The organism is Cytobacillus sp. C11.1, from assembly GCF_058145115.1.
In genome coordinates this window covers 3,406,111-3,423,948 of the sequence record NZ_CM176935.1, presented here as the reverse complement: position 1 = coordinate 3,423,948, position 17,838 = coordinate 3,406,111, and the positions used below count along the sequence as shown (strand labels likewise).

At 42.3% G+C, this 17,838-nt stretch carries 17 protein-coding genes; 4 read left to right on the top strand and 13 right to left on the bottom strand.

The genetic code is table 11. The features are described 5' to 3' along the window. Positions 1 to 12: 12 nt before the first annotated feature. From AC3ZVC_RS16990 to AC3ZVC_RS16950, 9 genes are all read right to left on the bottom strand, one after another. On the bottom strand, positions 13 to 1,191 hold the full coding sequence (locus AC3ZVC_RS16990; protein ID WP_490064390.1) for an amidohydrolase: 1,179 nt from the start codon (positions 1,189 to 1,191) through the stop codon (positions 13 to 15). 135 nt (positions 1,192 to 1,326) lie between these two features. Continuing rightward, complete coding sequence (locus AC3ZVC_RS16985; RefSeq protein ID WP_490064389.1) at positions 1,327 to 2,625, bottom strand: hypothetical protein; 1,299 nt, start codon at positions 2,623 to 2,625, stop codon at positions 1,327 to 1,329. A 99-nt stretch (positions 2,626 to 2,724) separates the two neighbouring features. Continuing rightward, positions 2,725 to 3,321, bottom strand: a complete 597-nt coding sequence (locus AC3ZVC_RS16980; protein ID WP_490064388.1) for a flavin reductase family protein — start codon at positions 3,319 to 3,321, stop codon at positions 2,725 to 2,727. A gap of 21 nt (positions 3,322 to 3,342) precedes the next feature. Beyond that, positions 3,343 to 4,587: an MFS transporter gene (locus tag AC3ZVC_RS16975; RefSeq protein ID WP_490064387.1), complete on the bottom strand. Its 1,245-nt coding sequence runs from the start codon at positions 4,585 to 4,587 to the stop codon at positions 3,343 to 3,345. Positions 4,588 to 4,612: 25 nt separating this feature from the next. After that, entirely contained in the window at positions 4,613 to 6,121 is a 1,509-nt protein-coding gene (locus tag AC3ZVC_RS16970; RefSeq protein ID WP_490064386.1) for a sodium:solute symporter family protein, read from the bottom strand. Continuing rightward, positions 6,118 to 6,378 (bottom strand): hypothetical protein, encoded by a 261-nt coding sequence (locus tag AC3ZVC_RS16965; RefSeq protein WP_490064385.1) that lies wholly within the window; start codon positions 6,376 to 6,378, stop codon positions 6,118 to 6,120. The genes AC3ZVC_RS16970 and AC3ZVC_RS16965 overlap by 4 nt, the downstream gene beginning before the upstream one ends. Before the next feature lie 217 nt (positions 6,379 to 6,595). Continuing rightward, on the bottom strand, positions 6,596 to 7,201 hold the full coding sequence (gene leuD, locus AC3ZVC_RS16960; RefSeq protein WP_490064384.1) for a 3-isopropylmalate dehydratase small subunit: 606 nt from the start codon (positions 7,199 to 7,201) through the stop codon (positions 6,596 to 6,598). Then, positions 7,201 to 8,625: a 3-isopropylmalate dehydratase large subunit gene (gene leuC / locus AC3ZVC_RS16955; protein ID WP_490064383.1), complete on the bottom strand. Its 1,425-nt coding sequence runs from the start codon at positions 8,623 to 8,625 to the stop codon at positions 7,201 to 7,203. The genes leuD and leuC overlap by 1 nt, the downstream gene beginning before the upstream one ends. Before the next feature lie 11 nt (positions 8,626 to 8,636). Then, the gene (locus AC3ZVC_RS16950; protein WP_490064382.1) at positions 8,637 to 9,839 is read right to left on the bottom strand and encodes a CaiB/BaiF CoA transferase family protein; all 1,203 of its coding nucleotides are present in this window, start codon (positions 9,837 to 9,839) and stop codon (positions 8,637 to 8,639) included. Between the two features lie 219 nt (positions 9,840 to 10,058). On the opposite strand from AC3ZVC_RS16950, the gene AC3ZVC_RS16945 reads away from it, so the two are divergent. Then, positions 10,059 to 10,730 carry a GntR family transcriptional regulator gene (locus tag AC3ZVC_RS16945; RefSeq protein ID WP_490064381.1) on the top strand — a complete coding sequence of 224 codons (672 nt, stop codon included), beginning with the start codon at positions 10,059 to 10,061 and terminating at the stop codon, positions 10,728 to 10,730. Then, positions 10,727 to 11,611, top strand: a complete 885-nt coding sequence (locus AC3ZVC_RS16940; RefSeq protein ID WP_490064380.1) for a hydroxymethylglutaryl-CoA lyase — start codon at positions 10,727 to 10,729, stop codon at positions 11,609 to 11,611. The genes AC3ZVC_RS16945 and AC3ZVC_RS16940 overlap by 4 nt, the downstream gene beginning before the upstream one ends. A gap of 160 nt (positions 11,612 to 11,771) precedes the next feature. On the opposite strand, the gene AC3ZVC_RS16935 is transcribed toward AC3ZVC_RS16940, so the two are convergent. Next, positions 11,772 to 11,999, bottom strand: coding sequence for a hypothetical protein (locus AC3ZVC_RS16935; protein ID WP_490064379.1), 228 nt, complete (start codon positions 11,997 to 11,999; stop codon positions 11,772 to 11,774). Positions 12,000 to 12,152: 153 nt separating this feature from the next. Here AC3ZVC_RS16935 and AC3ZVC_RS16930 point away from each other — a divergent pair, with 153 nt between their 5' ends. Continuing rightward, positions 12,153 to 13,907, top strand: coding sequence for a SulP family inorganic anion transporter (locus AC3ZVC_RS16930; protein ID WP_490064378.1), 1,755 nt, complete (start codon positions 12,153 to 12,155; stop codon positions 13,905 to 13,907). A 25-nt stretch (positions 13,908 to 13,932) separates the two neighbouring features. Then, positions 13,933 to 14,256: an ArsR/SmtB family transcription factor gene (locus AC3ZVC_RS16925; RefSeq protein WP_490064377.1), complete on the top strand. Its 324-nt coding sequence runs from the start codon at positions 13,933 to 13,935 to the stop codon at positions 14,254 to 14,256. A gap of 260 nt (positions 14,257 to 14,516) precedes the next feature. Here the strand turns inward: AC3ZVC_RS16925 and AC3ZVC_RS16920 are convergent, their stop codons facing one another. The 3 genes from AC3ZVC_RS16920 to AC3ZVC_RS16910 form a co-directional block, all read right to left on the bottom strand. Further along, on the bottom strand, positions 14,517 to 15,770 hold the full coding sequence (locus tag AC3ZVC_RS16920) for a methyl-accepting chemotaxis protein (RefSeq protein WP_490064376.1): 1,254 nt from the start codon (positions 15,768 to 15,770) through the stop codon (positions 14,517 to 14,519). 185 nt (positions 15,771 to 15,955) lie between these two features. Continuing rightward, on the bottom strand, positions 15,956 to 16,240 hold the full coding sequence (locus tag AC3ZVC_RS16915; RefSeq protein ID WP_490064374.1) for a hypothetical protein: 285 nt from the start codon (positions 16,238 to 16,240) through the stop codon (positions 15,956 to 15,958). 223 nt (positions 16,241 to 16,463) lie between these two features. Continuing rightward, on the bottom strand, positions 16,464 to 17,636 hold the full coding sequence (locus AC3ZVC_RS16910) for an MFS transporter (protein WP_490064373.1): 1,173 nt from the start codon (positions 17,634 to 17,636) through the stop codon (positions 16,464 to 16,466). Between the last annotated feature and the right edge of the window lie 202 nt (positions 17,637 to 17,838).

Below are 17,838 nucleotides of genomic sequence, written 5' to 3'. Positions count from 1 at the left end.
ACCCCTCCTAATCTATTTTTCTGTTAACATTAAGGCTGTTAAAATATGAAATTTAAGTCCGTCTTTGATAGCCTCTTCATCAAGGTCAAATTTTGGATGGTGGTGAGGATAGGTGATCCCCTTTTGGTCATTTCCCGCACCGATCATTACGTAGCAGCCCGGTTTGGCTTCGCTGAAAGCAGAAAAATCCTCGCCGCCAAGCATTGGATCAATCCACTCGATTTTTCTGTCCGTAAAATGGGTTTCCAGCATACTTGTAATCTCTTTCGTTATTTCTTCGTTATTTATGACAGGGTTGTAGCCATATGTGTACTCTACCTTGGCCTCTGCGCCGTGAGCTTTAGCGATTCCTTCGGCAACCTCGGTGATGCGATTTTTGATTAATTCACGCGTTGACTCCTCTAAAACCCTGACAGAGCCGCCAATTTCCACTGTATCGGGAATTACGTTAAAGGCTTCTCCGCCATGAAATCTAGTAACTGACACAACAGCTGAATCAAGCGGTCCAACAGAGCGTGCAACGATATGATTTAAACCTGATACAATTTGGGCGCCAACTGCTACAGGGTCAACGGTTAACTCAGGAGTTGAAGCATGGCCTCCCTTACCTTGAACAGTGATCTCAAAAATGTCGCTTGCTGATGTAATGGCACCATCGCGAATGCCAATGGTTCCAAAAGGGATGGTTGACATGAGATGAAGGCCTGCTACTTGATCGACGCCATCCATCACTCCTGCGGCAACCATTTCTCTTGCACCGCCTGGAGGAAGTTCTTCGGCATGCTGAAATATAAAGACAATTTCCCCGCTCAAATTTTCTTTTTCTTCCGTGAGAATTTTTGCTGCTCCAAGTAGCATGGAAGTGTGGGCATCATGGCCGCATGCATGCATAACGCCCGCATTTTTGGATGAAAAAGACAGGCCCGTATTCTCTGTGATTGGCAAAGCATCCATATCTGCACGAAGAGCGATCACCTTTCCAGGCTTGGAACCTTTTAATCTGGCAACAACGCTTGTTTCCGTCGGACGGGACAATTCCAAGCCGCCAAAGCTTTCTAGTTTTTCATAAACATAGTTTGCAGTATGTACTTCCTGAAAGGATAATTCCGGATTTTCATGAAGATAGCGGCGCCAATCGATGACTTCACCGTAAACTTCATCTACTCGAGTTAAAATCTTGCTGAAATCCATTTGTTCCACTCCTATATAACGACTAATTAACGCATATGCGCTAAATATATAATATAGAATTTATAGAAAATTTTCAATAAATATTCAGTGGACTTTTTTTCCAAAATTAAAAACAGCCAGTTAGAATGGCTGTTTTTAATGTGAAAAACTATATAATTTCATCGGCCGTCCTTTATCATGACTCTTTGTTTCACCGACCTCTGCAATTAGCCCTGCTTTACGCAGCCCCTGCATAATACGCTGCGCATTGCGGTTGCTCATGCCAAGCTCAAGGGCAATATCTTTAGAAGTAAATGTATCCCAATCCTTCCGCTCCACATAGCTTTTTATTTTATTATAAAGCTGAACACTTATATGATATTCACCCAGCTTCTTGACCAGCTCGGGTTCATCACTTTCGCTAATGTAAGAAAGGATCACCTGATCATTTTGATACTCTTCCACAATCCCATGCTCATCAAGTAATATAATCTTATCCTGTTTGGATGACTTCGATCGCTGAACGGCTTTTCGGGCATTAAATTCAGCTTTCAGGACAGAATCCCCAAAACCGATACCTGCCGCAACTGGCCGCTTCCAATCCTCGCGAATTTTATCAATGGTATCGTGCAGGAGGTTAATGTGATGGTATACTTCCCCTCTGGAGCTAAAAATCATATAATCTCCTCTTCCAGTTTTATGAAAAGATCCATTCAGACTTCGGCTCGCCCTCAGGAGAATTTCATCCATTTTCAGCTCAGTCCATTGCATATCATACAGCAATTCTTCCTTCACTTTTTCCAGCTCCGGATTTTCCGTTTCTATAAAACAAACAGCCACCTGTGTATTTTGGTAATAATGGGCCTTTGCTTTTTCGGAAAGGGACATTAAAGTCTGCTTCGTTTCCAGCCGGGTCGTGGTGATCCACGAAACCGGGATGCCATGCGCTTTCAGCCGTTCCTTTACGCCCGGGTAGCAAGTCAGTACCCCCTCGGTCTCCCTATTTTCCCAGAGCCTGTAATGATATTCATAGATTTGATCCTCTTCAATATCGGCAGGAAACGTTTTAATGTGGAGATTTTCCACTGGGACTTCTAGCTGTGATAATGCCTCTCCGCTTATATTGGCCCCTTCAGGCAGATCAACGGATAGCTGTTTCAAGCCCCTGTTTTGTAAAAGCAAATTAAGAAGCGATTTATATAAACCTGTTTCCAAAAATAATACGCCATGCAGGCTTTCATCATCGCCTAAAACGCCTTTTGCAATGGCATACGGAATTGGCCCTGAAAACAGCCAGGCATCAACCCCATCCTTATGTGCGACAACAATCTCTTTTGTTTCAACAGCCTGCTTATATGTATAAGGATGAAATTTCATCTCTTTTTCAAACTCTTTTGCAACATCCAAAATTCTCTCCACCGACTGTTCCGGTCCAACTACACCAATGTGATACATATGACCACCTCACCATGCTTTCTTTGTAGATAGGATAGCATAAAAAGATGAATGATTAATAAAAAAGTGCCGAACAATGTTGTTCGGCACTTTCGTTGCTTATCTTGGAAGTTTGAAGAATTCGTTGCTTTCACTGTAATTCCCTGCTAATCTGCCCAGCGGCTGTAATTTTTCCAAGTTCACTTTATAGTTCCCAAGATAGTAATCATCTTCGATATGATAATGAACCATTCTGCCAATAATAAGATGGTCACTTCCAAGTTGGATAATTTGTTCAAGTTTGCATTCCATATGAATGGGAGCTTCTTTTACCCTTTTAGGACTGACCAGATGGCTATTTACAGGGGTAAGTTCCGCTGCTTCAAACTCATTCGCATCACTTGGCAAATTTTCTGAGCTTTTTTGCATTTGATTTCCTAATGGTGCTGGAACAACATTTATAACAAATTCCTTTTGAGAGCGTATGTTAACAAGTGTATCCTTCTCTGTTCCTTCACGGTCTCCTACACCAGGTCCAACTGAAATGCACAGCATTGGAGGATTCCTTGAGGCAACAGTGAAAAAGCTGAATGGCGCGAGATTCAGTTCCCCTTCCTCCGATAAGGTGGATACCCATGCAATAGGTCTTGGTACAACTGATCCAGTCAATAATTTATATACTTCTTTTTCGCCAAGTTGTGAGGGATTAAATTCCACTTAGAAAACTCCTTCCAGACACTAAATGACATAGTTTCTTTTTTTATTTAAGATAGATAGGATGGTTAGAAGGGCAAATACAACGAACATCATACCTGTAATCAAGAACCACCCTGAAGAAAAATCCCCAGTCTGGTCGACGATTAAACCGAATAGCGGCGGAATGATGATAGCTCCTGCTGAACCGAGTGTAATGCTTATTCCGCTTGAGATGCCGGCTTGTTCTCTTGGAACCAATTCACTGGCAAGATTCATCCAAATTCCATTAAAACCAGACGCCGCAAACCCAAAAAGGGCGACAATTGGGACCATTACCCAAAAAGGAGCTGAAGTGATTGAAGCTGCAGTGCCGCTAGCCAAAGCTGTGATGATTGTAATGATCATAAGAATGACAACTCGTTTTCCGTTGAACAGCCGATCGCTTATCATCCCCCAGGCAACTCTCCCTAACGATCCGCACACTTCAGAAACGACCAACAGGATTCCGGATAAAAAGATGGAAATTTCAAGCTGTTCATAGGCAAATAAAACGATATAAGTATTTAAACACATTTGTGTGCCGTTTAATCCAAATGCACTAAAACTTACGAGCATTAAAGCTTTATTCTTAAACATTTTAAACATAGACTTATAGAATTGGACTATTCCTGTACTGCTCTTTGACTGTGTCAATTCAGGCGGATCTCTATAAAAATGATAGGAGATAAACCCGCCTGCCAGCAAAAATATGCAAGCACACAGCAGAACGAATCTCCAGCCAAAAGCAACGCTGAGCGGAAGCAGGATCAAGCTGGCAAGAGCCGATCCTGCGGTTATTCCGGTCTGCTTGATTCCCATGGCTGTGCCCCGCTGTTTAAGCGGGAACCAATAAAGAATTCCTCTGTTTGTTATTGGGTGCATAGATCCGTATCCAAGTCCCCCGATAATAATCAATAAAAGGACCAGCCAAAACTGATGAAGAAAAGTCATAAGCAGGAAGCCTAAACCCATACAGCCCGAAGCTAGAACTAATAGTTTACGGGACCCTACCAAATCAGTAAGAAAGCCGGCCGGTACAGAAACAATCGCCTGCCCTAAAAAGAGCGCCGCCGGGAGCATGCCGATCTGCGACTTGCTTAAGGTTAGATCCTCCCCAATTAACACTCCCAGCGGTCCAATGCTTCTTCCCACAAATGCAACCATAAGCTGTGCCAGCAAAAGAAATAATAGCATTCTCCAAGGATCTGCCAATGATACAACATTGTTTTTTGCCAATAAATTACTCATATTAATTCATCTCTTTTAATGGCTTTTAAGCCTTCAAATTTAGCGCAGTCAAATCTTCCTCTAGAACCTTGTTTTTTGACACTGCCGGTGCTAATAGCGAACCTGCTACACAAATGAGGAAATTTAATGTCAAGCCAATTACTCCTCCATGAATGCCAAAGATTGTTTTATATCCTGTAATCGTCAGAAGGCCCGCCAATAATGCACCCGCAAGCATTCCCCAGAAAACGGCTTTGCCTGATAAGCGCTTCCAATATAATCCGAGTACAAAAGCAGGGAATACCTGTACAAGCAACTCAAATTTTAAAACAAAGATTTCATAAAGCGTTCCCGGCGGATTCCAGGCAATCCACAGTAAAAGTACGATCGCAATAATCCCGCCTACTTTTCCTACCATAACTTTCTTATGTTCCGTGGCACCTGGATTAATAAATTTACCATATACATCATTCGATAACATGGAAGAAAAGCTTAGTAAAACAGAGTCAGCGGTGGAAATAATCGCAGCAACGATTCCACCAAAGAAGATAATCATAACCCAGTAGTAAAATGGATTAATGGCTGCAATTTCATTAGCCATTAGTCCAACAAGCTGTTCGGAACCTGTTTTATCCAGCCCGGGGAAAAGCATAATTCCGATGATCCCAACTAGAAAAACAAGCCCAGTTGTAATAGGAGGCATCCATGCCATACGGGAAAATGACTTTTTCAGTGTTTTTTCACTTTGTGCTGAATAAATCCTTTGCACGGCATGAGGGTAGATGCTTGCACCCAGTCCTACAAGAAGGAGCATACTGAACCAATTAATATTTACTTCCATCGCAGGAACGGCTGTTTTAGCAGGCTCCATCTCAGCAATATATCGGGTTACATCTCCAAAGCTGCCTCCTACCAGATATAATCCACCGATCAGGAAAACAATGATTCCAATCATAAGGATTATTCCCTGCATGACGTCGGTAAATGCTACTGCTTTCATACCGCCCATCCATTCATAGGCAAGCATGACAATAACAAAAACAATTACAGCAATTTGGTAAGGGATGGTACCCCCTGTCATACCAGAAACCGCCTGTCCAATCGCAACCAGCTGTTCAAGAAGATAGTTTCCCAGCCCCCAAAGCATCAGGAAAATACTCAGTAAAGTAACTGCCTTAGATTTAAAACGGTGCTGAATCCAATCCGTAGGGGTGATAAAGTTTCTCTTTTTTGCAATAACATATAATCTTGGAGCAAATAATAAATAAATCGCTATAATAATAGTCATGAAGGAAATCGATTGCAGCCAGGAAAAGCCAGTGCGATAGGCTGCTGGAGCGTATCCGACAATCGTATTACCGCTATACTGTGTTGCATAAAGAGTAAAAAACAGTGCGACAAAGCCAAGGTTTCTTCCAGCCAAATAGTACCCTGAAAGGCTTTCGTGAATATTTTTCTCTCCTCTGCCAGACAGATAGCCAATTAAAAGCATGACGATTGCAAAGACAGATAAAATGATAATTCCATCGGTGCCTGCAAAAGCTAATTCGTTCATCCTTTATCCCCCTTTACTTTTTCAGCTTCTTCCTGATCCTCCACGATATTCCACTCATTCACACAAAGCCAGCTTAAATACCCGCATAAAATGAGTGAAAAAATAGTCGAGATAAATGCCCATAACGGGAATCCGAGAATATAAGGTTCTGTTGCCGCTGCCGGAAAATACCAAGGTACAATACCTAATGTTATCAATAGGAGAACGATCCAAATCCACTTCTTGTGGATGGGTTCCTTGACTTGCCCATTTTTCATTTTACTGCCTCCCTTTTTTAAAAAACTGGCTCTGTTAATGCCCAATGTTGATATTAGCACCCTGTTGATTGGAGCTTAGGGCACGAGACTCCTGCGGGAGAAGCGAGTCAAAGGGAGACCCCACAGGCGCAGAGCGCCGAGGAGGCTCCCTGACCGCCCGCGGTTCGCTGAGTGCCTGGAGCGGAAATCAACAGGCGAGTTTAACAAAGCTTAAAAACTAAACCTCCACTTTATAAAAAATTTTATGAGTTGATTCAAAAGTGTCTATTTTTTCAGCTGCTTGAAGGGTTGATCCAATTTCATCAAGTCCTTTTAACAATTGTTCCTTCCGGTAAGGAGCGATATCGAACTCAGCCATATATCCCAATGGATCATCGATTCTTTGCTTCTCCAAATCGACTGCTAATTGGTATCCCGGCATTTCGCTGGTTTTTTCAAAAAGAAAGTCTACATCCTTTTCAGGAAGGATGACTGGCAGAATACCATTTTTAAAACAATTATTGTAAAAAATATCAGCAAAAGATGTGGCAATAATCACTCTGATTCCATATTCGGCAATTGCCCAAGGTGCATGTTCTCTGGATGAACCGCATCCAAAATTTTTCCGGGCCAGTAAAATGGGTGCATGGCGGTAGGGTTCTTTATTTAAAATGAAATCCCCTTTTTCCTTGCCATCTTCATAACGCCATTCATAAAACAGGAATTCTCCAAAACCGGTTCTCTCAATCCTTTTTAAAAATTGTTTTGGAATAATGGCATCTGTATCGACATTTGCTGCATCAAGAGGCGCAACAATTCCTGTAAATCTCGTAAAAGAGTTCATTATGCATTGACCTCCTTGCTTTCTCTGACGTGCCATTCTCTTACATCGACAAATCTCCCTGCGATGGCTGCAGCCGCCGCCATTTCCGGACTGACTAAATGTGTCCGGGCATTTCTGCCCTGTCTGCCTTCGAAGTTGCGGTTTGAGGTAGAAGCACAGCGTTCTTCAGGAAGGACTAAGTCCTCGTTCATGCCAAGGCACATACTGCATCCCGCTTCTCTCCATTGGAAACCTGCATGAATAAAAATTTGGTCGAGCCCCTCTGCTTCTGCCTGCTTTTTAACAAGCTGCGAGCCAGGAACAACCAGCGCTTCCACATGTTCAGCCACCTTGTAACCGTTTACGATTTTTGCGGCTTTGCGCAGGTCTTCAATCCGGCTGTTTGTACAGGAGCCGATAAATACTTTGTCTATTTCAATTTCCATTATTGGCATACCAGGTTCCAATCCCATATACTGCAGGGCTTTTTTCATTGGATTAACCTGGTCTAATGGAAGGTTCTCGAATAATGGAACTGCTTCAGTGATCCCTGCAACCTGTCCCGGATTCGTTCCCCACGTAATCTGAGGGATTACTTCAGAAGCATTGAACTCAACCGATAAATCATACTTCGCATCTTCGTCGGTATAAAACTGCTTCCATTCCGTCAATGCCTCTTCCCAGTCTTTGCCCTGCGGCACAGCCTGTTTGCCTTTTAAATAGGCAAATGTTTTTTCATCTGGCTGAATGAGTCCTGCTCTTGCCCCCATTTCTATACTCATGTTGCAAACAGTCATCCGCTCTTCCATTGATAGATCTTGGATGGCTTCCCCACGGTATTCCACCACGTAACCAGTTGCAAAATCATGGCCATATTTCCCGATTAACGAAAGAATCAAATCTTTGGAAGTTGTGCCCGGGGGAAGTGACCCGTTTATATTGATTGCCAATGTTTTTGCTTTGAACTGCTTTAGTGTTTGCGTGGCAAGAACATGTTCCACTTCACTTGTACCGATTCCGAATGCAAGAGCGCCAAATGCCCCATGGGTAGAGGTATGGCTATCTCCGCACACGATCGTCATGCCAGGCTGGGTAATGCCAAGCTCTGGAGCAATGACATGGACGATTCCCTGGTTGGGGCTGTGCAGGTCAAACAGCGGAATCCGAAAATCCTTGCAGTTTTGTGCTAACACATCTACTTGCTTTTTCGCGATTTCATCTCTGAAAGGCAAAGTGCGATCTGTTGTTGGGATGCTGTGATCCATAGTGGCAACTGTTAATTCAGGCCTTTTCACTTTGCGGTTCTTTATTCTTAATCCTTCAAAAGCCTGTGGTGACGTCACTTCATGGATTAAGTGAAGGTCAATATACAAAATGGAAGGCTGATCACCTTCTTCATGTACGACATGCTTATTCCAAATTTTTTCATATAAGGTCTCCCCCATTCGAAGCCCTCCTAAATGATATTATTTTTCTTTAATTCTTCTAATCTATCTTCGCTAAAACCAAGCAATCCGGAATAGATTTCTTTGTTATGTTTGCCCATGGACTCAGGGCCGGCATGTTTCACTTCTCCTGGAGTTCTGCTTAATTTCGGGACGATTCCAGGCATCGGAAATTCTCCCAGTTCCGGGTGGTCGACTTTTATGATCATATCGCGTTCTTTATAGTGAGGATCTTCCAGAATATCTTTAGCTGAATAAATAAGACCGGATGGCACTCCTCTTTCTTCAAGAATTTTGAGCGCTTCTTTCGCCGGGAGTGTCTTCGTCCATTCTTCGATCATGGAGTCAAGGAGCTTCATATTTTCTCCTCTGGCGTGGTGGGTAGCGAATCTTGGATCATCGGCAAGTTCAGGCTGTTCCATCGCTTCGCATAGACGGCGGAATACTCCATCTGCATTAGCGCCAATTACGATATAGGTTTTATCCTGTGTAAAATAAATGTTGGATGGAGCTACCCCTGGCAGGATATTGCCCATTCGCTCTCTTATGTATCCTGCAAGCAAATAGTCCGGAATGATGCTTTCCATGATGGAGAATACCGATTCATATAGTGCAGTATCGACAACCTGTCCCTTTCCCGAACGTTCTCTTTCGTGTAGCGCAACAAGACAGCCGATTGTGGCAAAAAGTGCTGCCAGTGTGTCACCTATGGAGACACCGATTCTTGAGGGCGGCCGATCCGGGAAACCGGTTACATTTCTGAGCCCTCCCATCGCCTCGCCTACACTTCCAAAGCCTGCACGGTGTTTATAAGGTCCCGTCTGACCATAGCCGGAAGTACGGACCATAATTAATCTTGGATTAATTTCTGATAGGGTCTCATAAGAAAGATTCCATTTTTCCATCGTTCCCGGCCGAAAGTTTTCAATGACCACATCTGCTTCTTTAATGAGTTCTCTTAGAACCTCTTGTCCTTCTTCCTCCCGCAGATTGAGGGTGATTGATTTCTTGTTGCGGGATTGGATCGGCCACCATAATCCGATTCCATCTTTCGACTTTCCCCAGTTCCTCATTGGATCTGACTTTCCGGGGGGTTCAACCTTTATAATTTCTGCCCCGAAGTCCCCGAGTAGACGTCCAGAGAATGGTCCTGCTAAAAGAGTGCCAAGCTCTAGAACTTTGATGTCTTCCAATGGAAGGTGTTTTTCAGACATATTTTTACCTCCTGTTAATTCTGGATTGTGAGTTGAAATCTCAATCTTCTTAATCTTGTATACAAATTTAAGGGTTTGTATACAAGATGTCAATTAGAATTTTAAAATTTTTCAGAAATCTATGCAAAAATGTGATTAGGACACTATTTTCACAATAATTTTCTGAATATTTGTTGTAAATAGAATTCTTTTTGTATACAATTCAGTTGAGGTGTTACTATGGATGCATACGAATTTATTAAAGATGCGATAATTCAAGGGAAATTTGTGCCCGGCATGAGGCTGGCTGAAGAATCACTGGCTAAAGAAATGAATCTTAGCCGCACGCCTATTAGAGAAGCGATTAAGCAGCTCGAAGCTGAAGGCCTTGTAATTCCCTTAAAACGGGGTGTTAGTGTAAGGCATTTTACAAAAGAAGACATCCGCCAGATCTATGACTTGCGGACTCTTTTAGAAGGCTATGCTGCCAGCCAGGCCGCGATCCATCGCACAGAAGGTGACTTACTGAAAATGGAAGAAGCCAACATGCTGTATGAAAAAGCGATTAACCGTTACGTGGAATCAGATATGAATAGCCTCAAGGATATTGTTGAGGTAAATCAAAAATTTCATGAGGCGATTGTCGCTGCTTCTAATAATGAACATATCCATTTTCATATTTCTAAAGTCGTGGTTGTACCCATCGTATTTAGGTCCTTCTATTGGTATAACAGCTTTCAGCTCAAACAATCTCTTGAGGTTCATAAAACAATTTTGAAAGCAATCATAAATCGCGAACCCGAACGGGCAAGAATCGCTATGCACGAGCATATTTACCAGGGCCGGGACCATGTCCTGAAGCACCTGGAACAAATCAAAAACATTCATCTTTTAAAGGAGGAAGGAAAATGATCGAAATCTGTGAAGTTGGCCCTAGAGATGGCCTCCAAAATGAGTGCAAAATTGTATCAACGGAAACAAAAGTTGAATTAATTAATAAGTTGATAGATGCTGGCATTCGTAATATTGAAGCGGTTTCTTTTGTTAATCCCAAGGTTGTTCCGCCAATGGCTGATGCAGAAGAAGTTTTGAAATCGCTTCCAAATAGAAGTGATGTTCGCTATGGAGGTTTGGTTTTAAGCCGCTCAGGACTAGAACGTGCCCTGAAAACGGATGTGGATTTTCTTCATGTCGTAACGACTACCAGCGACTCTTTTAATTTAAGAAATGTCAAAAGAACCGTTGATCAGGCGGTAGAGGAACTCTCTTTGGTTATAAGGGATGGTGCTGCCTCCAATAAGGGTGTGGCCGGAGTATTGGGAACTGCATTTGGCTGCCCTTTTGAAGGTGAAGTTCCACTGGAAAATGTATTGAAAGCAGCCGGGAAATTTTTAGAAGCAGGATGCACGGAAATTACACTAGCGGATACAACGGGAATGGCAAACCCAATTCAGGTGCAAAAAGTAGTAAATTCATTTTTTGACGCATTTGGAAAGGAGCTCTCACTTGGCCTCCACTTTCATAATACACGAGGATTGGGTTTAGCCAATGTTTTAGCAGGATATCAAGCTGGTGTTCGCAGGTTCGATTCTTCCATTGCAGGACTGGGCGGCTGTCCATTTGCGCCGAAAGCTGTTGGGAATGTATGTACCGAAGATATGATCAATATGTTCCACGGAATGGACGTTGAAACAGGTACGGATCTTAATTCAGTCCTTGAGGCGGCAAAATGGATGGAAACGGTTATGGAGCGTCCGCTGGATGGGATGCTAATAAAAGCAGGCATTGCATAAATGCAAAAAAAGTCATCGGATGATGGCTTTTTTTGTTTTAGTAGAGATAAAAAGATGTTAATTACCGCATGGGAACAGTAGTTAGAAGAGTTTATTCGCTAATTTAGTTGGTTTGTTCGCTAAATTTAGGTTTTGTTAGCTAGTTTTAAAGTTTTCTTTGCTAAATCTCATCAATTATTAGAAAGACGCAGCCCGTGGAACATCCTAATTCCTTTTCACCCAAAAAACTTAAATAATAACCCAGCTTTTGTTCTCCTTTATACCCAGCGTTTCGTTTGTTTAGTTCGAAAACAATTTTCTCCTTTCCTGGCTGCATATCGGAACTGCGTTTTAACAATGCTTCCAGTTTAAGTATAGTCACAGGCTTGCTTCGTTCTTTTTCGATCAAATAAATCATCTCCTTCTCAGCCTTATCTATAATTGAGATTAATATTCCTTTAAAAATACTAAAAACTTACTTTACTCTCTTAAAGTACTGTAGTATATTCAAATAATCAGATATACTAATATTTAAATATAATTACAAAAAGAAGGGTTATGTATGAAAAGTAAGTGGCTTTTTACTGGAAGGTATTCGGAGTATTCGCTGCAAAGTTTTCAGAGGGATTTGCTTTCAGGGATTATTGTCGGTGTTATTGCGATTCCGCTGGGGATGGCTTTTGCGATTGCTTCAGGTGTTAAGCCTGAGTATGGGATCTATACGACGATAATTGCCGGGATTTTGATTTCCCTTCTTGGCGGTTCAAAATACCAGATTGGCGGACCGACTGGTGCATTCATTCCCATTTTGTTCGGTATCGTGCTGACTTATGGGTATGAAAATTTATTAATTGCAGGTTTTCTTGCTGGTGTTATGCTCTTTCTAATGGGCGTTTTCAGGCTGGGTTCCTTGATAAAATTTATCCCGAAGCCTGTTACCATTGGGTTTACATCCGGGATAGCCGTCATTATTTTTACTGGCCAAGTCGCGAATTTTCTAGGGCTCAAGGGTGTTGAGAACCATGAATACTTTATCGATAATATTAGAGAGATTGCGAGCCATATTCATACCGTCAATTTTTATAGTATTCTAACTGCAAGCATTTGCCTGGCAGGGATTTTGCTAACGCCTAAATTTTTTCCGAAGGTGCCTGGCCCTCTGATTGGATTGCTGCTTTCCACTGCCGCAGCAATTGTATTTTTTCCAAATCAGGTAGCCACTATCGGTTCATCATTTGGAGAAATTCCCGGGACTCTCCCAAGATTCGCTATTCCGGATGTGACTTTGGAAAAAGTAATAGAGCTCCTTCGTCCCGCATTTGTGATCGCCATTTTAGGCGGGATTGAGTCACTGCTATCTGCGGTTGTAGCAGATGGGATGACGAACACACGGCATAACAGCAACCGGGAGCTGGCCGGCCAGGGAATAGCCAATATGATTACCCCTTTTTTCGGCGGTATACCTGCTACAGGAGCGATTGCGAGAACGGCCACCAATATTAAAAATGGGGCTGCATCCCCTCTTTCCGGAGTTATTCACGGTATTATGGTATTGCTTGTTTTACTGCTTTTTGCACCTTATGCATCCAATATTCCGCTTGCCAGCATGGCCCCAATTTTAATGGTCGTATCCTGGAATATGAGTGAAAGAAAAGTTTTCTGCCACGTTTTAAAAACGAAGACCGAAGATTCACTTGTGCTTGTTGTGACCTTTTTATTAACGGTTTTTATCAATTTAACAGTTGCTGTTGAAATCGGTTTATTAATGGCTGTCATCCTGTTTACGAAGAGAATGAGCGATCATCTTGTTACTGTAAAAGCTCTGCCGAATCCGGAGAATAAACACAAAAAGGTACAATCTCAGATGGTTTCCGAGCATCACGATTGCCCACAGATAAGTATTTTTAATGTGGAGGGGCCATTATTCTTCGGTGCTGCCCAAACTTTTTCGCAAACCATTATGGATACCATTCATTACAAGCCAGGAATCCTGCTTTTGAGAATGGGCCGTGTTCCATTTATGGATACAACCGGCGAGTCCAACTTTGCTCATATCGTGCAAAGTTTTTCAAAGCATGGCATTATTTTAATATCCGGGCTTCAGTCCCAGCCTAAAAGCATCTTAATGAAAACGGGATTATACGATATGATTGGGGATGAGCATATTTTTGAGCATACCGGGGATGCCATCAACCATGCACTTAGGTTAATCGACGAAAATAAGTGCCTGGGCTGCAGGCACTTTGCATTCAGGGAATGCGGAAAACTAGCCGGATCAAACTGTCAAGCAAGAGAAAAAGCGATATCAGCGCCATGACTCAGGAAAGTGAGGATACCCTACATTGAATCTTGATATGCAGCAATTCAAAGCAGACTTTTTCAAAGCTCTGGCCCACCCGCTCCGAATAAGAATATTAGAACTCTTAGCAGAGGGCGATAAAAGTGTAAATGAAATTCAAAGCCTGGTAGGAAGTGAGGGTTCTGCCGTTTCCCAGCAGCTTACAGTACTGCGGACTAAAAATATTGTTACTGGCACGAAGGACGGCAACCGGGTCATCTATTCGTTAAGAGATCCGATGATTATTGATCTTCTTACTGTGGCACGGAAAATTTTTAATAATCACCTTGTCGATACGATCAGCATGCTGGATAAAATAAATGATTAATTAAAAAGAGTTTAGGTCCGCATGGCCTAAACTCTTTTTAATTAATAAGTACTGAGGAGTGGTTGATTTCTACTTCAGGATGCTCGCTTTCCGCGGGGCGGGCGGTGAGCCTCCTCGGCGCGCAGCGCCTGTGGGGTCTCACCTGTCCCACTCCTCCCGCTGGAGTCTCGCACCTTACGCTCCAATCAACCAACCTTATTTTTAATGTTTCTATTCAAAATCGATTCAAAAACAACAATCTTCAAGAAAATAGCCTTGTTTTATAACTTAAACCTGCTGATTAATTCCTTTAAATCCTCAGCCATACCTGTTAGCCGGTCTGCTGAGGCTGAGATTTCTTCTATGGAAGCGGCCTGTTCTTCCGTGGAAGCGAGTACGCTTTGTGTAGCCATTGCCGATTCGTTTGCAACATGAGTAATTTCATCCATAGACTGAACCATTTGCTGGGAGCCGGCAGACATTTGCTGGATAGCGGTGGCAACCTCCTCCATTTGCTGGGTAACACTGCTGACAGATTGCTGAATCTGTTTGAAGGAATCACCTGCATCCTTCATCACATCCATTCCTTCCGTCACTTCATGATTGACCGTTTCCATCGTTTGAACAACTTGATTGGTTTCCTCCTGAATTTGGGAAATCAATTGGCTAATCTGCAAAGTGGACTCAGCAGATTTTTCTGCCAGGTTGCGGACTTCATTTGCGACAACCGCAAAGCCCTTCCCCTGTTCACCTGCGCGAGCTGCTTCGATTGCAGCATTCAATGCTAATAAATTCGTTTGTGCAGCAATACCTGTTATCACTTCAATGATTTTGCCAATCTCCTGTGAACGCTGGCCTAATCCTTTGACAACTTTAGATAAATCCTGGACATTTGCATGGATGGAATTCATTTGGCAGCCTGCTGTTGAAATGGATTGAGAGCCATGATTTGCTTTTTCAAGAGAATCATTGATTTGCTCTGTCACCTGTTCAGAATTGGCTGCCACCTGGCCCAGACTGTCAGACATTTGCATGATCACATCAGATGCTGTGTTAACCCCTTTCACCTGATTGTCTGCCCCTGCTGCCACTTCCTCTATCACTTCGGCAATATGGCTTGTAGCCATGTTTGTTTGCTGTGCACCAGTTGAAAGCTGCTGAGCGTATTGTGTGACTTCATTTGAAGCGGTTACAACATTATTCAGCACATCCTGCCATACAGCAGCCGTATGGTTCAGTGCAGCAGCGATAGATTTTAGCTGGCCAACGGAGTTTTCATCCAGGCGGCTAGATATATTTCCATCAGCGAGTTCTTCCAAATGGGCATTAATTTTTGCAATTGGCGCAATGAATTTTCGGTAATTCATAAAAGCAGATAAAATACCTGCCAGCGACCCTAAACTGGCGATAAAACCGATTGTGATCCAAAAAGCCTGCCCTTCCAAATTATTTCCGATACTCACGGCTAAACTGATAATAATGACAGTAGGTATTATGACGAATAATGTCCGAAGCATATAGCTTGATTGACTCATTATACAGACCCCTTTTTTCTGAATCCTTAAATTAAAAAACTATTTTCTTAACTTTCCATCTACATTTACGTTTTTTTCGATTGGCAAAAAGTATATCAATATATATATCGGTTATTTTAATAATTATTTAAATACTTTGTTTTTTACTAGAAATAAAAAAACTCGATCACTCAAAAATTGGATTTTTATTGGAAAAACCGCAAATCGCCATTTAGAATTAGTTCAGTTAAAAGTGGAATCAGGAATAATCCTGCAATAAGAAAAAGTCCGGGAGTTACACCGATTTTTTTGTCTTGTAAATTCAAATGCTCCTCAGCTTTCAAAACCATATAGATCATAATGCCAAAATACAGTCCAAATGAAAGGCTTTCAGCTAAAATAGGCCAATTCTGATCTTCTATAAAGGGGAAAACAAAGAAACTGCCTGGGATAGCCGCAAGAAATGCAATGATGATAATCGAAATCCGCACAATATACCTCCTCTATTTATTGTCTGAATTTTATCACTATTGCAGTTTCCGGTAAATAGCAAAAATACGCCACGCTCTATTGGAGAGCCTGGCGTTTTTTCTTTTGCCTGTATTAAAAGCTTAAAGATGAATGTTGATTGGAGCGAATGGACCAGGATTCCTTTGGATTGCCCCTTGGAAGGGAGCTCCTGCAGCGGAAATCAACAGGCAGATGTAACATAGCCTACTTTTTAAAGCTTTCTGCGGCTGTTAGCGGTCTTTCTCTTTTCGCCATGGAAAGTGCAGCCGTTCCAAGGGCGATGACTATAAAGACACTTCCAGCAGCTGCATTGAGTTCGACGGAAGTTGATTCAATCATGATTCCGCCGATCATGCTGCCGAATGCCATTCCCATGTGGACAGCAGAGTTGTTCAAAGTTTGCTGAATATCTGATGTTTGCGGAGATACTTCAATTAGATAGCTGTGTATGGCTGGTGTAATAGCCCAGCTTAGCATGCTCCAGATGATGACGACTATCAGGAAGAGCGGTAATGAAAAGGCTGCGAACGGCAACGAAAAAATGGTTACTCCGAACAGCGCAATTAACGTTAAGATGACAGGCTTTGCACCAAAACGATCAGCCATCAATCCGCCAATTCCTCCTCCAATTACGGCCGCAATCCCAAAGATTAAGTACACTATGCTGACCCAATTGCCATCGAGCCCCATTTTCATTTTTAGAAATGGCGTTAAATACCCATAAAAAGTTAAATGGCCGGCCATCAATAAGAAAGACGTAGTCTGTGTAAGCGCGATTTTACGGCTTTTCAGCGTCCGAAGCTGTTCACCAATCGGCACTGCAGGCTTTGGAGCTACTTTTCCCATGAAGAAATAAACGCCTGCCATAGATAATACTGTCAATACAGAAATAAGGACAAAGGGTGCACGCCATCCGAACGCATTTCCAAGCATAAGGCCGATCGGCACACCCAGTACAAGGGAGGCACTGATTCCCATAAACACAATTCCAATGGCACGTGCACGGTATTGTTCAGTTACGATATAAGATGCCATTGTCATACATAAAGCAATCAGCAGCGAACCGCTTGCAGCTGCCAGGATTCGTCCAACTAAAAGAACACTGTAGAATGGACTGAAAACAGCCACGATATTCCCCGCTAAAAACACGACTAAGGAAATCATCATTAAGCGGCTGCGCTCCATTTTAACAGTTAAGGTAAGCAATATAGGCGCTGCTATGGCAAAAGCAAGTGAAAAGACAGTTATCAGAAGACCGGCCTGTCCGAGGCTGATATCAAGATCATCAGCAACAAGGTCCAGCAGACCTCCAATAATAAGTTCCACCATACCAACAACAAACGAAATAATCGCCAATAAATAGATGCGTTTATCCAAGCTGAACTTCCTCTCTAGAAATCTATTTAATATCTTTAAGTGTTAAAATAAAATAACATCTTAACATACTGAAAGGGATAAGTTCAAAGGATTGAATAGTCAAAAAATAGAAAAAAGTCTGCTAAAGCAGGCAGACTTTTCTCATTTAATGTATAAATTAATAACATAAAATCTCCTGCTTTGGGAATGATAAAATTATCTC

What these genes read in the sequence shown, in the direction of transcription:
- AC3ZVC_RS16990 (WP_490064390.1), bottom strand. Translation starts at nt 1,191, where the DNA reads ATGGATTTCAGCAAGATTTTAACTCGAGTAGATGAAGTTTACGGTGAA.
- AC3ZVC_RS16985 (WP_490064389.1), bottom strand. Translation starts at nt 2,625, where the DNA reads ATGTATCACATTGGTGTAGTTGGACCGGAACAGTCGGTGGAGAGAATT.
- AC3ZVC_RS16975 (WP_490064387.1), bottom strand. Translation starts at nt 4,587, where the DNA reads ATGAGTAATTTATTGGCAAAAAACAATGTTGTATCATTGGCAGATCCT.
- AC3ZVC_RS16970 (WP_490064386.1), bottom strand. Translation starts at nt 6,121, where the DNA reads ATGAACGAATTAGCTTTTGCAGGCACCGATGGAATTATCATTTTATCT.
- AC3ZVC_RS16965 (WP_490064385.1), bottom strand. Translation starts at nt 6,378, where the DNA reads ATGAAAAATGGGCAAGTCAAGGAACCCATCCACAAGAAGTGGATTTGG.
- leuD (WP_490064384.1), bottom strand. Translation starts at nt 7,201, where the DNA reads ATGAACTCTTTTACGAGATTTACAGGAATTGTTGCGCCTCTTGATGCA.
- leuC (WP_490064383.1), bottom strand. Translation starts at nt 8,625, where the DNA reads ATGGGGGAGACCTTATATGAAAAAATTTGGAATAAGCATGTCGTACAT.
- AC3ZVC_RS16950 (WP_490064382.1), bottom strand. Translation starts at nt 9,839, where the DNA reads ATGTCTGAAAAACACCTTCCATTGGAAGACATCAAAGTTCTAGAGCTT.
- AC3ZVC_RS16945 (WP_490064381.1), top strand. Translation starts at nt 10,059, where the DNA reads ATGGATGCATACGAATTTATTAAAGATGCGATAATTCAAGGGAAATTT.
- AC3ZVC_RS16940 (WP_490064380.1), top strand. Translation starts at nt 10,727, where the DNA reads ATGATCGAAATCTGTGAAGTTGGCCCTAGAGATGGCCTCCAAAATGAG.
- AC3ZVC_RS16930 (WP_490064378.1), top strand. Translation starts at nt 12,153, where the DNA reads ATGAAAAGTAAGTGGCTTTTTACTGGAAGGTATTCGGAGTATTCGCTG.
- AC3ZVC_RS16920 (WP_490064376.1), bottom strand. Translation starts at nt 15,770, where the DNA reads ATGAGTCAATCAAGCTATATGCTTCGGACATTATTCGTCATAATACCT.